The organism is Sphingomonas sp. (assembly GCF_045810705.1).
GTDB lineage: Bacteria > Pseudomonadota > Alphaproteobacteria > Sphingomonadales > Sphingomonadaceae > Sphingomicrobium.
In genome coordinates, this window is the sequence record NZ_JBJMVI010000020.1 from 159,445 (window position 1) to 172,884 (window position 13,440).

Consider the following 13,440-nt stretch of genomic DNA (forward strand, 5'->3'; position numbering starts at 1 on the left):
CACCAGTTTTGTCGTTTTGTTCATACAGCCGTTATAACATTGAAGCTGTGGATTGCCAAGCCGCACGCGCTTGGCACGGCTCGAATCCGCGCCCTATACCGCATGCAAATGGCCGACCTGTTTTCTTCTTCCGCATCATCCGCGCCCGACAGCTATGACGCGTCCGCGATCGAGGTGCTCGAAGGCCTCGAGCCGGTCCGCCGCCGCCCCGGCATGTATATCGGCGGGACCGACGCCCGCGCGCTCCATCACCTCGCCGCCGAGGTCATCGACAACAGCATGGATGAAGCGGTCGCCGGCCACGCCACCCGCATCGAAGTCACGCTCGAACCGGGCAACCGCCTGACCGTCAGCGACAACGGCCGCGGTATCCCCGTGGACCCGCACCCGCGCTTCCCCGGCAAGTCGGCGCTCGAGGTCATCATGACCACGCTCCACTCGGGCGGGAAATTCGAGGGCAAGGCCTACTCGACCTCGGGCGGCCTCCACGGCGTCGGCGTCAGCGTGGTCAACGCTTTGTCCTCCGAGACAATCGTCGAGGTCGCGCGCGACCGCACCCTCTACCGCCAGGCCTTCTCGCGCGGCGTCGCCACCTCGCCGCTCGAGACCGTCGGCGCGGCCCCCAACCGCCGCGGCACGACCACCGCCTTCACCCCCGATCCCGAGATTTTCGGCGCCGACGCGGCGTTCGACCCGCTGCGCATCTACAAGCTCGCCCGCTCCAAGGCCTATCTCTTCGCCGGGGTCGAGATCCGCTGGCGCTGCGATCCCTCGCTCGCCTCCGCCGACGTGCCCGAAACCGCGGTGTTCCAGTTCGCGAACGGCCTCGCCGACCATCTCGCCGAGCAGCTCGGCGACCGCCCCGCCGTCACCAATGTGCCGTTCGTCGGCCGCCAGCCCTTCCCCCCCGATCCCTCCGGCGAGCCCCAGGGCAGCGCCGAATGGGCGGTCGCCTGGCCGCTCTATTCCGACGGCAGCGAAAGCTATTACTGCAATACCATCCCCACGCCCGATGGCGGCACCCACGAAGCGGGCCTCCGCGCCGCGCTGACCAAGGGCATCCGCGGCTTCGGCGAGCTGGTCGGCAACAAGAAGGCGAAGGACATCACCGCCGACGACGTGATGAACGGCGTCGAGCTGATGCTCTCGATCTTCATCCGCAACCCCCATTTCCAGAGCCAGACCAAGGACCGCCTGACCAGCCTCGAGGCGGCGCGCTTCGTCGAGGCCGCGATGCGCGACCATTTCGACCATTATCTCGCCGACAATATGGACCGCGGCCGCGCGCTCCTCGGCGCGATCGTCGAGCGGATGGACGAGCGCCTCCGCCGCCGCGCCGAGCGCGAAGTCCAGCGCAAGACCGCGACGAGCGCCCGCAAGCTCCGCCTCCCCGGCAAGCTCACCGACTGCTCCTCCGACGACCCCGAAGGCACCGAGCTGTTCATCGTCGAGGGCGACAGCGCCGGCGGCTCGGCCAAGCAGGCGCGCAACCGCAAGACCCAGGCCATCCTCCCCTTGCGCGGCAAGATCCTCAACGTCGCCTCGGCCACTGCAGAGAAGATCCGCGCCAACAGCGAGATCGCCGACCTTAACCTCGCGCTTGGCTGCGGCACCCGCGACAAATGGAACGAGGATGCGCTCCGCTACGAGCGCATCATCATCATGACCGACGCCGACGTCGACGGCGCGCACATCGCGACCCTGCTGATGACCTTCTTCTTCCAGGAAATGCCCGAGCTGGTGCGGCGCGGCCACCTCTACCTCGCCCAGCCCCCGCTCTACCGCCTGACCAGCGGCGCCAAGACCCTCTATGCCCGAGACGACGCCCACCGCGCTGAGATCGAAGCGGCCGAGTTCAAGGGCAAAAAGGTCGAGGTCAGCCGCTTCAAGGGCCTCGGCGAGATGAACCCCAACCAGCTCAAGGAAACCACCATGGACCCGGCGAGCCGGTCCATGCTCAAGGTCACGCTTCCGGGGCCCTATGAGGAGCGTCAGCCGGCGCGGGATATCGTCGAGCGCCTAATGGGCCGCGACCCCGCGCTGCGCTTCGAGTTTATCCAGAACAGCGCCGCGGCGGTCGATGAGGATGCCATCGACGCTTAGTCCGGGGGACTAAGCCAAAGATGGCATGATCGACGCTTAGTCCGGGGGACTAAGCTAAAGATCGCATGGTCGACGCTTAGTCCGGGGGACTAAGCTAAAGATCGCATGGTCGACGCCTGATTGGCTCCTCGCCGCACGCTCGGGCTCAGCTGTTCCCGGCAATCAGCGGCAGCAGCACGTTGGGCACGAAGTCCACCGTGAAGTGCGCCGCGATCAGGATCGCCAGATTGCGCTTCCACAGATAGATCGCGGTCGCGGCGGAGCCGACGAAGAAAGCGATCAGCACACCGGCGATCCCCTGGCTGAAATGGAAGCCGGCGAACAGCACCAACGGGACGATCGCCGCGACCGCGCGGCTGCCGCTCAGCGCCTCCAGCCGTTCGATCGCATAGCCGCGGTAGAACACTTCCTCGGCGAGGCCGGCGCGCATCACGACCAGCGTCGTCACTCCGAGCGAGACCGCCGGCCCCCCTTGCCCGCCGTAGGTGAGGCCGAGCGCCGGGAGCAGCAGCCCGAGGCACAGGAACAAGGCCGCCGCGAACGCGGCGATCGCCGCCAGGGTCCACAGGATGGCGAATCCGACCGGCTGCCGCCTAAGCCCGATCGACGACCACGGCAGCCGCTCGCCGGACCGGACGATCCACAGCAAGGCGGCGACAAGCGCCAGGATGGCGAGCTCGCGCACGACGATCGCCCCATCGTCCTTGCGGGTGTAGCCGGCCAGCTTGAAGACCAGATTGACCGCGGGGATTCCAAAGAAGGCGATGACGAGCCCGACATAGGTCCACGCCCGCCCGGCTGGAGACGCTCGGTTCATCATCTTTCCCCCGGCTCGGCAGGCGACAACAGGACCGCCCCCGCAACGAATGGTTAGGCCAGTTCTCCCGACGCGGGAACCCGGCTCGTCAAATCGACCAGGCCGAGCGCAACCCTCGCTCCACGGCTGTTTCGTGGCTACACCTGCGCCATGGCTCTGCTGATCGGAATGTTCCTGGCCCTCGGCGTCGGCCTGTTCGCCCACCTCGTCGGCTTCGACCGCGACCGCGCCTTCTACGCGACCGTCCTGGTCATCGTGGGCTCTTATTATGTGCTGTTCGCGGTGATGGGCGGCGGCTCCGGCCTCACTGTCGAGCTCCTGTTCTTCGCTGTGTTCGCGGCGCTGGCGGTGATCGGCTTCCGCACCAGCCTGTGGGTAGTGGTCGCCGGCCTCGCCGGTCACGGCCTGTTCGACTTCCTGCGCTTGGGAGTGCTTCCGGGCAGCGGCGTGCCGGTCTGGTGGCCGGGATTTTGCGGGTCCTACGATGTCGTCGCGGCGGCGGGGTTGGCTGTGCTGCTGTTGTTGAGGAAGCGTCGCACAGTCCATGCTCAAGGTGACTCTGCCGGGGCCGTACGAGGAGCGTCAGGCGGCGCGGGATATCGTCGAGCGTCTAATGGGCCGCGACCCGGCGCTGAGGTTTGAGTTCATCCAGAACAGCGCCGCAGCGGTCGATGAGGATGCGATTGATGCGTAGGTGAGAATGAAGCGCCTCAAATACTTCCTAAGCGGCGACTTGGACGTCTTCACATCCTGCTTTGTTCGAGCGCCTGATGAGATCGACTGAGAGATTGCGCTCATGTAACAGTTTGATCTAGAACTTCCCGATGACTATTCCGGCGTTTGATTTGGGGGGAGTTTTGCCTCCATTCATTGGAACGGAGCCGGGCACATTTGCGAGCCAAAGTCCCTACAAAACTACTCCAGAGGACTTGATCATTCGGTTTGGGAGCAGTCCGCCTCGCAACGAAATTCTTAGGGGACTACTCACCTACCGTGATCAGCTTCGAAGCGCCGGGCTGCAGGAGGGCTTTCAATGGATCGACGGCAGTTTCGTTGAGGACAAGGAAAAAACCAAGGGACTCGCTCCTGGAGATGTGGACGTCGTTACACTCTTCAAGCGTCCTTCCCATCTGATAAACGATGCAAATTGGAATCCCGTCGCGACGACACTTCTGCCAACGCTTTTCGATGCGGACTACTGTAAGGCTCACTTTCATTGTGACGCGTACCCAATCGACTTGGGAGGGCTCAGTCAGAATGTTGCTATGCTGAGCGCGTTTTGGTTCAGTCTCTTTTCGCACCAGCGGACGACCTATCGATGGAAAGGGATTGTCCAAATACCGTTGGGTCCGGCGGCCTTGGACGCCGCCGCAGATGCTGAGCTTCGCAGGCGAGGCGCTTAGATGGCCCTGAAACTCACCAAGGATTCTCTTCAAAGCGAAGAGCAATCGCTTCAGAACTTTCTCGATGAGCTTGATCCTAACGACATCGTTAATCGGGCCTCGATTGCAAAGCGATTGGAGGTCGTGCGTACTGAACTCGCGACTATGACAGACGAACTCGAGACTCAGGGAGTCGTCATCCTCGCTTTTGACGGCTTTCCCGTTGAAGGATCCCGCGGCATTGACGCGGAATTTGCCGCTGACGCTCTCCATGATTATCAAGAGCTTATCGCAAAACAGATTGGCGAAAGAGAGACAGGAGGTCTCTCACGAACGGGCCCTGTGCCTTCACGCGATTTAGCTCGACTGAATATAACAAACGTCGTGCATGGATCGTTTGGTTTTCAGTTGGAAGAGAAGGATTCTGGACAAACTTCTCTCGTGCCCAGCCCGGTGAAGGAAGCGATCACCCAGGTCGACAATATGCTCGCGGCACTAGCCAGTCCTGATCCCGAGACCTTTGATGATGCTCTCGCGAGCATCGATCGTCGAATGTTCATCACAGTTCAGTCATTCTATGAAAATCTTTACAACGACTCGGCTTCACTAAAGATAATCGAGAGCAGTCGATCCATCGTGCTCGACAATTCACTGGTCGCGCGAGCGCGCGAGAGACTGCATGGTACGGTGGTCAATGACGAGGACTTCGCTACAAAAGGCGAGTTGCTAGGTATCTCACCCGTGCAAAGACGATTTGATTTCCGTGAAGAGGCGACCGGTCGGATCATCAGCGGTCAGGTCGACCAACAGCTGAGCAGCCAATACCTAGCGCGACTCCACGGGGACCAGATTGCACCAGGGCAGACATATACGGCTCTCATGCGGCGGAGGATTGCCGTCCGCTCGGACGGCTCAGAGCGCGAAAGTTTCACTCTCACAGGACTGGACACCCCAACTGATCTTCTCTCGCCTGAGAGCCGGAGACTTCCCAAGGCATAAGGCCAATACAGGGAGTTGGAGAGGTCAGCCTGAAGCGAACCAAGAATATCAGAGTTAGAGATACCCGGCCTAAATTCACAGGCTGCCATCGCTACAAACACTACTGCGTGAATTGCGGGAAAGGCCCATTTTTCACTGACTTCCCTGTCTATCATTCCCGCAACGTCTTTTGTTCGAAGGAATGTGAGGACGCCTACTACCCGCCTTGGCTGCGCTGGGGACTTGCATTGGTAATCCTGGGGGTTTGGGCGCTTTCGGCTCTTAGCTGTGTGAGGGTGGCAATTCAGCAGTAGCAGCGCACTCATTTTATTACGTGCGCTGTCCTGGTTCAAAAACCTTTCCTACACCCCCTTATCTGTGATCCAATATGGTTCGAGGAGAACCATATGGACGAACCACTTACGAGCAAGCCAGTCCGGGGGACTGAGACGCAGGAAATCAGCCACTCATCCCCTTCGAACCCGTGCCCCTCCGCCACCAACGACGGCTGGACGGTCGAAAAGCAATACGCCTTCACCGAGGCGCTGGCCGAGCAGCCTCGCGCGCGCACACGTGTGGGATCGCTGCGTTTGCTGCGTTTCGGGCGGATCCCTCGCGTGCGCACGCGTAGGACCGTGAACATTGTGAACATTCGTGCGCAGCAAACCCGCGCCGTCACTACGAACATTCGCGAACATTCGCGCCTTTCTCCCCTCCTGGCAGAGAGGGGCTAGGGGTGGGTGCGAGCGCCAGCGAGCTTTGCTACGCCGACGTTATGCGCCGCGCCGACTCAGCTTGCCCCAAAGGCTTGCGCCAATTTCTCGACCCGCAGCAGCAGCGCGCCTGGCTGGAGGGCGAAGCCACGCCGCCCGACACCGACGAACGCTCGGAATCCCTCGAACAGCGCTTCAAATACACCGCCCGCTTCGAAAAGCTGCTCCGCCGCCCGCAGGCGCAAGACGTCCTCGAAATCCTCCGCCTCTACGACGCAACCTGCATCCCCATCCCGCGCACCACCGAGCGCACCTACTGGTCGGTGTCCTGCCTGCCCTCGACCTCCGACAAGCCGCTCGTCCGCGTCAATGCGAGCTGGATGGAGCTGTTCACGCTCTTGCCGGACAGCGACTCCCTCCGCGCGCGGTTCATCCTGCATCTATCGGACTTCACCACCGACGGATCGCCCGAGCCCGGCCATCTCGACACCGCCTTTCTCGAAAGCTGCGTGATGCAGCCCGGAGACGTCAGCCACTTCCTGTGGAAAGCCGACACGTTCGGCGTCAAGGTCCGCGGCGCCGCCTCGATCCGCAAATTCCTCGCGACCCCGCGCGCGCTGCGCGCCATCCGCAACTTCAACCTCACCCACATGAACCGCGGCCGCAACGCCTATCAGGCCAGCCACTGCTACAGCCTCGCCGATCACATGCTGGGAGATTGAGCAGCATCTCTTTGCGTGATTTTAGCAGACGATGTTCAGCTTCCCGCCTTTAATCGGCCAGGCCGGGCTACGCGGCGGCCTCGAGTTGGAGCCCAATGATGAAGACAGGATTGGCGTTCGCCGCTCTCCCGCTGCTGTTCATGGGCAGCGCCGCGCTCGCCGTCGGCTACGAGCCGGTGCACCTCAACCAGCGCCAGGCTGCCGAGTTTTACCGATCGCTGCGCTTCCTGCTGGATGGGGATTTCCGATGCCCGGCGGGACAGACGCCCCTGTCCGGCCTGGTCACCGGGGGCGACGCTGGGTCGAGCGGCGTTCAGAGGACGAATATCCTGTTCAGCAAAGGCGCGCGGCTGCAAGTTGAGAGCATGTGGGAAGCACTGCCGAAACGGAAGGTGACGGTTAAGATCAGCTGCCCCTGATCGCTAGAATAGCTTATTTCCCGACTGGAGGATTTTTCATGCGCGCGTTGTTTGCTTTGGCCTTGCTCACCGGGGCCGCCCCCCCGGCTCCGGCAGCCGGACCCCAATATAGAATGGTCGCCCAACTCCCCGCCGGCGATGGCGGCTGGGACCTGCTCAGCGTCGACCCGGCCGACCAGCGGCTCTACGTCGCGCATGGCGACGGCGTCACCGCGATCGACCTTCGGACCGGCCAGGCGACCGACAGGATCGTGCCCGGGCAGCGGGTCCACGCCGCGCTCGCCATCCCCGGCACGCACGAGGTGATCGCAACCAACGGCGAGACCAACACCGCGACCCTGTTCGACGGCCGCACCGGGCGCGTCCGCGCGACCATCGCGACCGGGACCAAGCCCGACGCCGCGGCCTACGACCCGGCGACGCGCACGGTCTGGATCATGAATGCGGGCAGCGGGGACATCACGGTGGTCGACCCGTCCTCGGCCAAGGTGCTGGCCACCGTCCCCGTCGGCGGTTCGCTCGAGCTCGGCGCCGCGACCGGATCCGGCCGGCTCTATGTGAACGTCGAGGACAAGAATGAAGTCGCCGTGATCAATACCCGTACGCGGCGGGTCGAGGCGCGCTTTCCGCTGCAGGGCTGCGACGGTCCGACTGGCATTGCCTACGACCCGGCCTCGAATGAAGTGCTTTCGGCCTGCGCCAACGGGGTCGCGATCGTCTCCGCGCCCGACGGGCGCGAGGTCGCGCGGCTGCCGATCGGCAAGGGCGCGGACGGCGCGGCGTTCGACGCCAGGCGGCACATCGCGCTGGTTCCCGCCGGCCGCGACGGCAATCTGACCCTGATCCGGCTCCAGCCCGTGCCCAAGGTCGTCGGCCAGGTCGCGACCGCGGTCAGCGCGCGGACCATTGCCCTCGATCCGGTGACCGGGCGCGCCTATCTCCCGTCGGCAAAGCTCGCGCCGCCGGTCGGCAATGAGCGCCCCAAGCCGGTCCCGGGGACCTTCCGCGTGCTCGTCGTCGCGCCCTAGAGGTTGAGGCCGAGCGCCGCATAGAAACGGTAGCTCGTCCGCCCGTCGGCCCAGGTCGGCCCGCCGGAGAAGAGCAAGGCATAATGGTGGGACAGCTGGACGATGGTGCCGATCCCCGCGCGGGTTTGCGGCGTGCCGCCGAGCGTATCGGGGCCCTGCCGAGTGATTTCGGCGCCGACCGAGACGGTCTTGCTGAGGTCGTGCGTCGCGGCGATCCCCGCCTGCCAGAAGTCGCGGTTCGAGGGCCCGGGATTGACCGTGTAGCCGCCGCCGCCGAACAGGCTCGTGCCTCCGGCGAAATCCTTGCCGACCCACAGCGGCAGCAGGATGCGCATCCGTTCGCTTGGGCTGTGCGCGGCGGTCGGAAGGATCGCGCGTGGAAAGATCGCCGCCGAGATTCCCTTCTTGTCGTCGTGGAAGAAGCGATATTTGACGCCGAGCTCGACGTCGCCGCTGCCGCTCTTCCAACCCTCGATCGGCGCGTGGCTGAAGCTCAGCGGAAGCGTCGCCGTCAGCTGGACGCCTTCGACCGGGCCGTAGTTGAGGTCGAAACCCGCGCTGCCGTCGAAGGTCGATCCATGGCCTTCTCCGGCCGTGAACGCGTAAAGCTCCCAATGGCCGGTATCGGTCGGGATCGGGTCGTCGGTGAGATAGGGCGGGCCCGCGAGCGCGGGAGCCGCCGCGCCGGCGAACGCAAGCGCGGCAACCCGGAAAACAAGCGTCATGCGTGAATTATGGCCGCCCCGGCGGCCGCGCGCCAGCGGTCCTGACGGAAATGGACCGCGATACGCCCCTCACCCCAGATGCAACCTTAGTGCCGCGAAAGCATAGTTGCAGGTGCTGGCCGCAAGACAGGAGGAAATCATGAGATTCATCATTGCATCGATTGCCGCTGTGGCGATCGCGTCGCCGGGCGTCGCCCAGACAACGCCGCCGACGACCAACACGACCACTACCGAGACGACGACGGTGCCGGCGACCACGACCACCACGACCCACGTCGTGCGCCATCACAAGCCGATGCGGCATCATCGCCGGCACAAGGTCGTCCGCCACAAGCACGTGACCCACATCAAGGCGAAGGTCACGACCTCGACGACCAAGTAACCGAGCGGCCTGCTTATCCCCTGCAGCCCGCGGGCGGCAGGGGAACGGCCGTCTCCGGGTTCACCACATCGGCGTCTTCGGCCGATACGGCTCGCGGATCGCGGCGCCCTCGATCACATGCTTCTTGAGCGTGGTGCGGATGAGCTCTGCGCCGACGCTGCTCCGGCACACCAGGCGCACTCCGCCGCCGACCAGGCCCTCGATCGCCGACACGCTGACCTTGGCCTTGAGGCAGTGCGCGATCACGGCGCCTTCGTCGAGCGACAGCAGGATGGCCCGGCTCATGCGCTCAACCCCTGCGAAGCGGATAGCCCGCGCGCCCGTGCGGTATCTTCCAGCCGGTCGAGGAGGTTGGCGCGCACCTGCCAGCTCGCGGCACTGCGTTCGAGCGTCAGCCGCTCGTTGGCGGTGATCATGGTGACCGACTTCAGAAGGTCCGCGGTCGCGCGCTCGCGGCACGTGCCCGCAGTGTCCTTGTGCTTCGGCGTCTTCGCCGAAGCCCTGGCTTCGAGGGGAATAGGATTCAGTCCGCTCATGGCAATGCACCTGCTGGCAAGCGGAGGACTTTCGTTCTCGATCACTAATTGCTTGCGGGTCGAAACGTAGCGTCAGGAATACTCTACAGCATTTCAATAATAAATCCACTACGTCCATGTCGGAATAAAGTAATCTGCATTGAGTTATATTTTTGTTTTTCGCGCTCTTGTGATCGGATTGCTTCATTCCTATTTATTTCATGCTACCAGTCGCAATCGACGGACTTTGGCGCTAAGCTGCTCGTTCTTCGATCCTTATGGTCTCCTCGCCGGCGGGGCGTGATTCCGGCAGGCGGCCAAAAAGGAGCCAGCCGATGCGTTACTTGTCGAGCGGAGGACCATTCATGCCGAGTGACACGCCCAATGGACAGGATCAGCCTTCCGCGCCCGCGCCCCTTGCACCGGAAATTCGCCCGGACGCGGCTCGCGGCAATGAAGGCGGCGACATGATTTTCAACTCGGAGCAGATCATTCACAACCGCCTGGCGGCTTTGCCTTATCAGGCGGTCCTGACGCGTCCGCGCGGTGAGCCGCTCAGCCACTCGTTCGCGACCATGCGCGAAGCCGAAGCCTTCGTCCGGAGTAACACCCCGACCCGCGGCCGGGCGCTTTCCGCCCTGTACGACCGGCCCGCATCATATCCCTGAACCGCCCGGTTCATCCGCAAAGCTATTCACCGATCGAAAGCACGTTCAAAGGCAGCCGGCGCAGCGCCGCGCTACCGTAAGTGCAGCGTCGTTCGTTCGACGCGACTGACGCGTGAAAGCCAAACCCTAGGCCGAACGACTCATTTTCGCCGGCTCACGCTCGCGAGGAAGGACAGGTGCCAGGACCGCCCCCCGTCGATCGAACGGTCGATCTCGTAGGTATGCAGGTCGGCCGAACGAACTTTCCAGGTTCCCCGCACGAGCATCGCCCGGTCGCCGACGAATTCCTGCGAATAGAATTCCAGATTGCCGTCGCGGTAGCCGCCGAAACTGGGCGTGGCATCCATCCGGCCCGCCGAGCTGTCGGCAAAGTTCTGGCTCCACTGGCCGGTCTTCGGGTCGTACAGGAAGAAGGTCGCGCCCTGCCAATGGTCGCCGCCACTCCCGGCCTCGATCTCCTCGAGCACCGCTTTGCCGTTCCACACCGGGCGCGCCACTTTGCTCCCCTTCATGTGGATCTGCTCGTCGGGCTTGTTGAAGGGATCTTTGACGATCGTGACCTCGGTCGTCCAATTGCCGATCGAGAAGTCCATGTCGTGAGATCCGTCGCGCACATCGGGCGCATGCTGGGCGCTCGCCGGGCTTGCCGATGCCAGCGCGATCACAAGAGCAGAAACGAAACGCACGTCGACACCTCCATCGTTGATCCGTCCGAGAGCGCCGTCACTTAAGCTCGTGAGATCGCGCCTGTGGAGCGCCAGTTTACGGAAAAACCTTGGCAGGCCGCCGCCAAGTGGCCCAATGAACCGATGGGTACACTTTTCGAGCTCGAGATCACCGCGGCGGCGAAAGGCTCGCGGGAAATCGCCAGCCACCTTTTTCGCCAGCTCAGGTCGGCGATCCTGGACGGGCGTCTGCTCCCCGGCTCCCGCTTGCCGTCGACGCGCGCCGCACCCGATGTATTCGGCGCATCCCGGAACACGGTTCAGGACGTCTACGACCGGCTGGCGCAAGAAGGCCTGGTCGGGGCCAGGCATGGATCGGGCACCTATGTCAGCGACACGCGCCCGAAGCTCGCCGCACCGGCTTCGCCACGGGCGACGTCGGTGCAAGGGCGCGTCAATTCCTTTTGGGAGCGTTCCGAGATCGGTTCCTGGATCGGTTTTTGGCAGGAAAGCCATGAGTCCGCTCCCGGAAACCAAATCGTCGCCGACCTGCGGCCCGCGCTCGTCGACCAGCGGCTCTTTCCGCATGCCGCGTTCCGCCAGGTCATGGCCCGTGCATTGCGGAAGCTCGAGATGACCCCGTCGCCCTCGAAAAGTCCGCAGGGCAATCAGGGGAATGGCCAGCTTCGGCGAGCGATTGCCGAGCATGTCAGCCTAACCCGCGCACTGGCCTGCGGCGCGGACGACGTCCTGGTAACCTCCGGCGCGCAACAGGGCTTCGACCTTCTGGCTCGAACGCTTGTGACCTCGGGCGAAACGATCGTGGCGGTCGAAGACCCCGGATATCCGCCGATAAGGGCGCCATTTGCGTTGGCAGGGGCACGGATCGCTCCGGTCCGCGTCGATTCGGAAGGGATCGTGATCGACGAAATCCCGGCGGGCGCAAAGGTCATATGCGTATGCCCGTCGCATCAATTCCCGCTCGGCATGCCGATGTCGCCGCGACGGCGGCAAGCCCTCCTCCGCTTTGCCGAGCAGACGGGGGCGGTGATTGTCGAGGACGATTACGATGGCGAGTTCCGCTATGACGGAAGCCCGATCGAAGCGCTTCGTAGCAGCGCGTCCTCCGGCCACGTCTGCTATGTCGGCTCCTTCTCCAAATGCATGTTTCCGTCGCTCAGGCTGGGGTTTCTCGTTCCTCCCAGATGGGCGTTGCCGGCGCTCGTGGCGGCCAAGAATTCCACCGACTGGCATTGCTCGGTCCCCGTTCAAGCCGCCGTGGCGAGGTTCATTCTCGATGGGCATCTCGCGCGTCACATCCGCCGCGTCCGCCGGATCTATCGCGACCGGCGGGGGCTTCTGCTCAATCTGCTCGATCAACGCCTTGGCCAGTACCTGACGGTCGTGCCCTCCTTCTACGGAATGCACATTGCTGCCCTGGCCCGGACGAGGATCGAATGTGAGGCGGTCAGCCAAGCGCTTTCCCGGCGCGGGATCATCATCCACTCACTCGACCGCTTCTTCGTCGGCCCGCCCGGACAAATCGGCTTCGTCATCGCCTATGCCGCGGCCGACAGCCATCAACTCAGGCTCGCCGTCGACGCGCTAGCCGAGGAAGTTGCGGAACTCGCGAATTGAACGTTCCTGCAGCCGAGGCGGCTGCCGGATGAAGCCCGGCTCGACGGACTTAGCTCGGCCCGGGATAGTTGGGCGGGTTCTCGTTATAGGCCTTGGCGAGGCTGATCGGGCCTTTGGCGATGGTCTTGAACCGATGGTCGTCGAGCCACCACGCGCCGAGCAGCCCGCAACTGGTCCAGAAGAACACCGCGAAACCGAACAACCATTTCATGGCCGCACTCCTTCCGGCGCGAACGCGAACCCCGGTGCCGGCGCCGCCGGCCGCGGCGGCGGCAGCTTGACCGTGACCGAGCTCTGTCCGGCGCGCATCGAGCCCCAGTGCGGCAAACGATCGCACGCCGCGGTCCCGAACGCCAGTATTGCGGCGGCCAACAGGCTCAGTCGGGAACTGGCCATTCGACCTTCGTCTTGCGCGTCGGGTCGCCGTCCTCGATCCCCGGAATCGGGAGCGGGACGAGCACGGCCCTGCGGATCACCCTCCGCTTCGTAATGTCGCTCAACCGGTCGAGCGCGGCGTGCCGCCTCACTGGCCCGGTTCCTGACCCTGCTCCGGTGGCGGAGTGGCTTCGGGCCGCACGCGATAGCGGCTGGCGATCGACGTCAACCGCAGGTCGCGTGCCCGGTCCTCCTCGGACTGGGCTGCCTGGTTGGCCTTGAACAGTTTCATCAGCGGAAAGCCCCCCTT

20 protein-coding genes are annotated in these 13,440 nt (G+C 63.9%); 11 read left to right on the top strand and 9 right to left on the bottom strand.

Annotated features, from left to right (window positions below; all coding sequences use genetic code 11):
• Positions 1 to 108: 108 nt before the first annotated feature.
• On the top strand, positions 109 to 2,103 hold the full coding sequence (gene parE, locus ACJ8FR_RS12700; RefSeq protein WP_407829002.1) for a DNA topoisomerase IV subunit B: 1,995 nt from the start codon (positions 109 to 111) through the stop codon (positions 2,101 to 2,103).
• A gap of 145 nt (positions 2,104 to 2,248) precedes the next feature.
• On the opposite strand, the gene ACJ8FR_RS12705 is transcribed toward parE, so the two are convergent.
• Positions 2,249 to 2,920 carry a CPBP family intramembrane glutamic endopeptidase gene (locus tag ACJ8FR_RS12705; RefSeq protein ID WP_407829003.1) on the bottom strand — a complete coding sequence of 224 codons (672 nt, stop codon included), beginning with the start codon at positions 2,918 to 2,920 and terminating at the stop codon, positions 2,249 to 2,251.
• Between the two features lie 150 nt (positions 2,921 to 3,070).
• Here ACJ8FR_RS12705 and ACJ8FR_RS12710 point away from each other — a divergent pair, with 150 nt between their 5' ends.
• The 7 genes from ACJ8FR_RS12710 (at position 3,071) to ACJ8FR_RS12740 (ending at position 8,162) form a co-directional block, all read left to right on the top strand.
• Positions 3,071 to 3,562 carry a hypothetical protein gene (locus tag ACJ8FR_RS12710; protein WP_407829004.1) on the top strand — a complete coding sequence of 164 codons (492 nt, stop codon included), beginning with the start codon at positions 3,071 to 3,073 and terminating at the stop codon, positions 3,560 to 3,562.
• A 182-nt stretch (positions 3,563 to 3,744) separates the two neighbouring features.
• Positions 3,745 to 4,323 (top strand): DUF6932 family protein, encoded by a 579-nt coding sequence (locus tag ACJ8FR_RS12715; protein ID WP_407829005.1) that lies wholly within the window; start codon positions 3,745 to 3,747, stop codon positions 4,321 to 4,323.
• On the top strand, positions 4,324 to 5,301 hold the full coding sequence (locus ACJ8FR_RS12720; RefSeq protein WP_407829006.1) for a hypothetical protein: 978 nt from the start codon (positions 4,324 to 4,326) through the stop codon (positions 5,299 to 5,301).
• 386 nt (positions 5,302 to 5,687) lie between these two features.
• Entirely contained in the window at positions 5,688 to 6,014 is a 327-nt protein-coding gene (locus ACJ8FR_RS12725; RefSeq protein WP_407829007.1) for a hypothetical protein, read from the top strand.
• A gap of 74 nt (positions 6,015 to 6,088) precedes the next feature.
• Positions 6,089 to 6,715, top strand: coding sequence for a hypothetical protein (locus ACJ8FR_RS12730; protein WP_407829008.1), 627 nt, complete (start codon positions 6,089 to 6,091; stop codon positions 6,713 to 6,715).
• A gap of 98 nt (positions 6,716 to 6,813) precedes the next feature.
• On the top strand, positions 6,814 to 7,134 hold the full coding sequence (locus ACJ8FR_RS12735; protein WP_407829009.1) for a hypothetical protein: 321 nt from the start codon (positions 6,814 to 6,816) through the stop codon (positions 7,132 to 7,134).
• Positions 7,135 to 7,247: 113 nt separating this feature from the next.
• Complete coding sequence (locus ACJ8FR_RS12740) at positions 7,248 to 8,162, top strand: YncE family protein (RefSeq protein ID WP_407829010.1); 915 nt, start codon at positions 7,248 to 7,250, stop codon at positions 8,160 to 8,162.
• On the opposite strand, the gene ACJ8FR_RS12745 is transcribed toward ACJ8FR_RS12740, so the two are convergent.
• Positions 8,159 to 8,887, bottom strand: coding sequence for a hypothetical protein (locus tag ACJ8FR_RS12745; RefSeq protein ID WP_407829011.1), 729 nt, complete (start codon positions 8,885 to 8,887; stop codon positions 8,159 to 8,161). The two genes, ACJ8FR_RS12740 and ACJ8FR_RS12745, sit on opposite strands and share 4 nt — an antisense overlap.
• Positions 8,888 to 9,026: 139 nt before the next feature.
• Between ACJ8FR_RS12745 and ACJ8FR_RS12750 the strand changes: the two genes are divergently transcribed.
• The gene (locus tag ACJ8FR_RS12750; RefSeq protein ID WP_407829012.1) at positions 9,027 to 9,269 is read left to right on the top strand and encodes a hypothetical protein; all 243 of its coding nucleotides are present in this window, start codon (positions 9,027 to 9,029) and stop codon (positions 9,267 to 9,269) included.
• Between the two features lie 60 nt (positions 9,270 to 9,329).
• Here the strand turns inward: ACJ8FR_RS12750 and ACJ8FR_RS12755 are convergent, their stop codons facing one another.
• Both ACJ8FR_RS12755 and ACJ8FR_RS12760 read right to left on the bottom strand, forming a co-directional pair.
• Entirely contained in the window at positions 9,330 to 9,554 is a 225-nt protein-coding gene (locus ACJ8FR_RS12755) for a hypothetical protein (RefSeq protein WP_407829013.1), read from the bottom strand.
• On the bottom strand, positions 9,551 to 9,805 hold the full coding sequence (locus tag ACJ8FR_RS12760) for a hypothetical protein (protein ID WP_407829014.1): 255 nt from the start codon (positions 9,803 to 9,805) through the stop codon (positions 9,551 to 9,553). The genes ACJ8FR_RS12755 and ACJ8FR_RS12760 overlap by 4 nt, the downstream gene beginning before the upstream one ends.
• 344 nt (positions 9,806 to 10,149) lie before the next feature.
• Here ACJ8FR_RS12760 and ACJ8FR_RS12765 point away from each other — a divergent pair, with 344 nt between their 5' ends.
• Positions 10,150 to 10,452 carry a hypothetical protein gene (locus tag ACJ8FR_RS12765; protein ID WP_407829015.1) on the top strand — a complete coding sequence of 101 codons (303 nt, stop codon included), beginning with the start codon at positions 10,150 to 10,152 and terminating at the stop codon, positions 10,450 to 10,452.
• 140 nt (positions 10,453 to 10,592) lie between these two features.
• On the opposite strand, the gene ACJ8FR_RS12770 is transcribed toward ACJ8FR_RS12765, so the two are convergent.
• Complete coding sequence (locus tag ACJ8FR_RS12770) at positions 10,593 to 11,138, bottom strand: hypothetical protein (RefSeq protein WP_407829016.1); 546 nt, start codon at positions 11,136 to 11,138, stop codon at positions 10,593 to 10,595.
• 123 nt (positions 11,139 to 11,261) lie between these two features.
• Here ACJ8FR_RS12770 and ACJ8FR_RS12775 point away from each other — a divergent pair, with 123 nt between their 5' ends.
• Positions 11,262 to 12,755 carry a PLP-dependent aminotransferase family protein gene (locus ACJ8FR_RS12775; protein ID WP_407829017.1) on the top strand — a complete coding sequence of 498 codons (1,494 nt, stop codon included), beginning with the start codon at positions 11,262 to 11,264 and terminating at the stop codon, positions 12,753 to 12,755.
• 49 nt (positions 12,756 to 12,804) lie between these two features.
• Here the strand turns inward: ACJ8FR_RS12775 and ACJ8FR_RS12780 are convergent, their stop codons facing one another.
• From ACJ8FR_RS12780 to ACJ8FR_RS12795, 4 genes are read right to left on the bottom strand one after another with little or no spacing between them, the layout of a single operon-like run.
• Positions 12,805 to 12,966 carry a hypothetical protein gene (locus ACJ8FR_RS12780; RefSeq protein WP_407829018.1) on the bottom strand — a complete coding sequence of 54 codons (162 nt, stop codon included), beginning with the start codon at positions 12,964 to 12,966 and terminating at the stop codon, positions 12,805 to 12,807.
• Complete coding sequence (locus ACJ8FR_RS12785) at positions 12,963 to 13,151, bottom strand: hypothetical protein (protein WP_407829019.1); 189 nt, start codon at positions 13,149 to 13,151, stop codon at positions 12,963 to 12,965. The genes ACJ8FR_RS12780 and ACJ8FR_RS12785 overlap by 4 nt, the downstream gene beginning before the upstream one ends.
• A complete protein-coding gene (locus tag ACJ8FR_RS12790) occupies positions 13,133 to 13,282 on the bottom strand; it encodes a hypothetical protein (RefSeq protein ID WP_407829020.1) in 150 nt (49 codons plus the stop codon). The genes ACJ8FR_RS12785 and ACJ8FR_RS12790 overlap by 19 nt, the downstream gene beginning before the upstream one ends.
• Complete coding sequence (locus ACJ8FR_RS12795) at positions 13,279 to 13,422, bottom strand: hypothetical protein (protein WP_407829021.1); 144 nt, start codon at positions 13,420 to 13,422, stop codon at positions 13,279 to 13,281. Before ACJ8FR_RS12795 ends, ACJ8FR_RS12790 begins: the two co-directional genes overlap by 4 nt.
• Between the last annotated feature and the right edge of the window lie 18 nt (positions 13,423 to 13,440).

Bases quoted from the DNA above. Each gene is read 5' to 3' on its own strand.
- ACJ8FR_RS12715 (WP_407829005.1), top strand. From the start codon at position 3,745: ATGACTATTCCGGCGTTTGATTTGGGGGGAGTTTTGCCTCCATTCATT.
- ACJ8FR_RS12750 (WP_407829012.1), top strand. From the start codon at position 9,027: ATGAGATTCATCATTGCATCGATTGCCGCTGTGGCGATCGCGTCGCCG.
- ACJ8FR_RS12755 (WP_407829013.1), bottom strand. From the start codon at position 9,554: ATGAGCCGGGCCATCCTGCTGTCGCTCGACGAAGGCGCCGTGATCGCG.
- ACJ8FR_RS12760 (WP_407829014.1), bottom strand. From the start codon at position 9,805: ATGAGCGGACTGAATCCTATTCCCCTCGAAGCCAGGGCTTCGGCGAAG.
- ACJ8FR_RS12720 (WP_407829006.1), top strand. From the start codon at position 4,324: ATGGCCCTGAAACTCACCAAGGATTCTCTTCAAAGCGAAGAGCAATCG.
- ACJ8FR_RS12785 (WP_407829019.1), bottom strand. From the start codon at position 13,151: ATGGCCAGTTCCCGACTGAGCCTGTTGGCCGCCGCAATACTGGCGTTC.
- parE (WP_407829002.1), top strand. From the start codon at position 109: ATGGCCGACCTGTTTTCTTCTTCCGCATCATCCGCGCCCGACAGCTAT.
- ACJ8FR_RS12775 (WP_407829017.1), top strand. From the start codon at position 11,262: ATGGGTACACTTTTCGAGCTCGAGATCACCGCGGCGGCGAAAGGCTCG.
- ACJ8FR_RS12740 (WP_407829010.1), top strand. From the start codon at position 7,248: ATGGTCGCCCAACTCCCCGCCGGCGATGGCGGCTGGGACCTGCTCAGC.
- ACJ8FR_RS12780 (WP_407829018.1), bottom strand. From the start codon at position 12,966: ATGAAATGGTTGTTCGGTTTCGCGGTGTTCTTCTGGACCAGTTGCGGG.
- ACJ8FR_RS12725 (WP_407829007.1), top strand. From the start codon at position 5,688: ATGGACGAACCACTTACGAGCAAGCCAGTCCGGGGGACTGAGACGCAG.
- ACJ8FR_RS12735 (WP_407829009.1), top strand. From the start codon at position 6,814: ATGAAGACAGGATTGGCGTTCGCCGCTCTCCCGCTGCTGTTCATGGGC.
- ACJ8FR_RS12795 (WP_407829021.1), bottom strand. From the start codon at position 13,422: ATGAAACTGTTCAAGGCCAACCAGGCAGCCCAGTCCGAGGAGGACCGG.
- ACJ8FR_RS12710 (WP_407829004.1), top strand. From the start codon at position 3,071: ATGGCTCTGCTGATCGGAATGTTCCTGGCCCTCGGCGTCGGCCTGTTC.
- ACJ8FR_RS12765 (WP_407829015.1), top strand. From the start codon at position 10,150: ATGCCGAGTGACACGCCCAATGGACAGGATCAGCCTTCCGCGCCCGCG.
- ACJ8FR_RS12745 (WP_407829011.1), bottom strand. From the start codon at position 8,887: ATGACGCTTGTTTTCCGGGTTGCCGCGCTTGCGTTCGCCGGCGCGGCG.
- ACJ8FR_RS12705 (WP_407829003.1), bottom strand. From the start codon at position 2,920: ATGAACCGAGCGTCTCCAGCCGGGCGGGCGTGGACCTATGTCGGGCTC.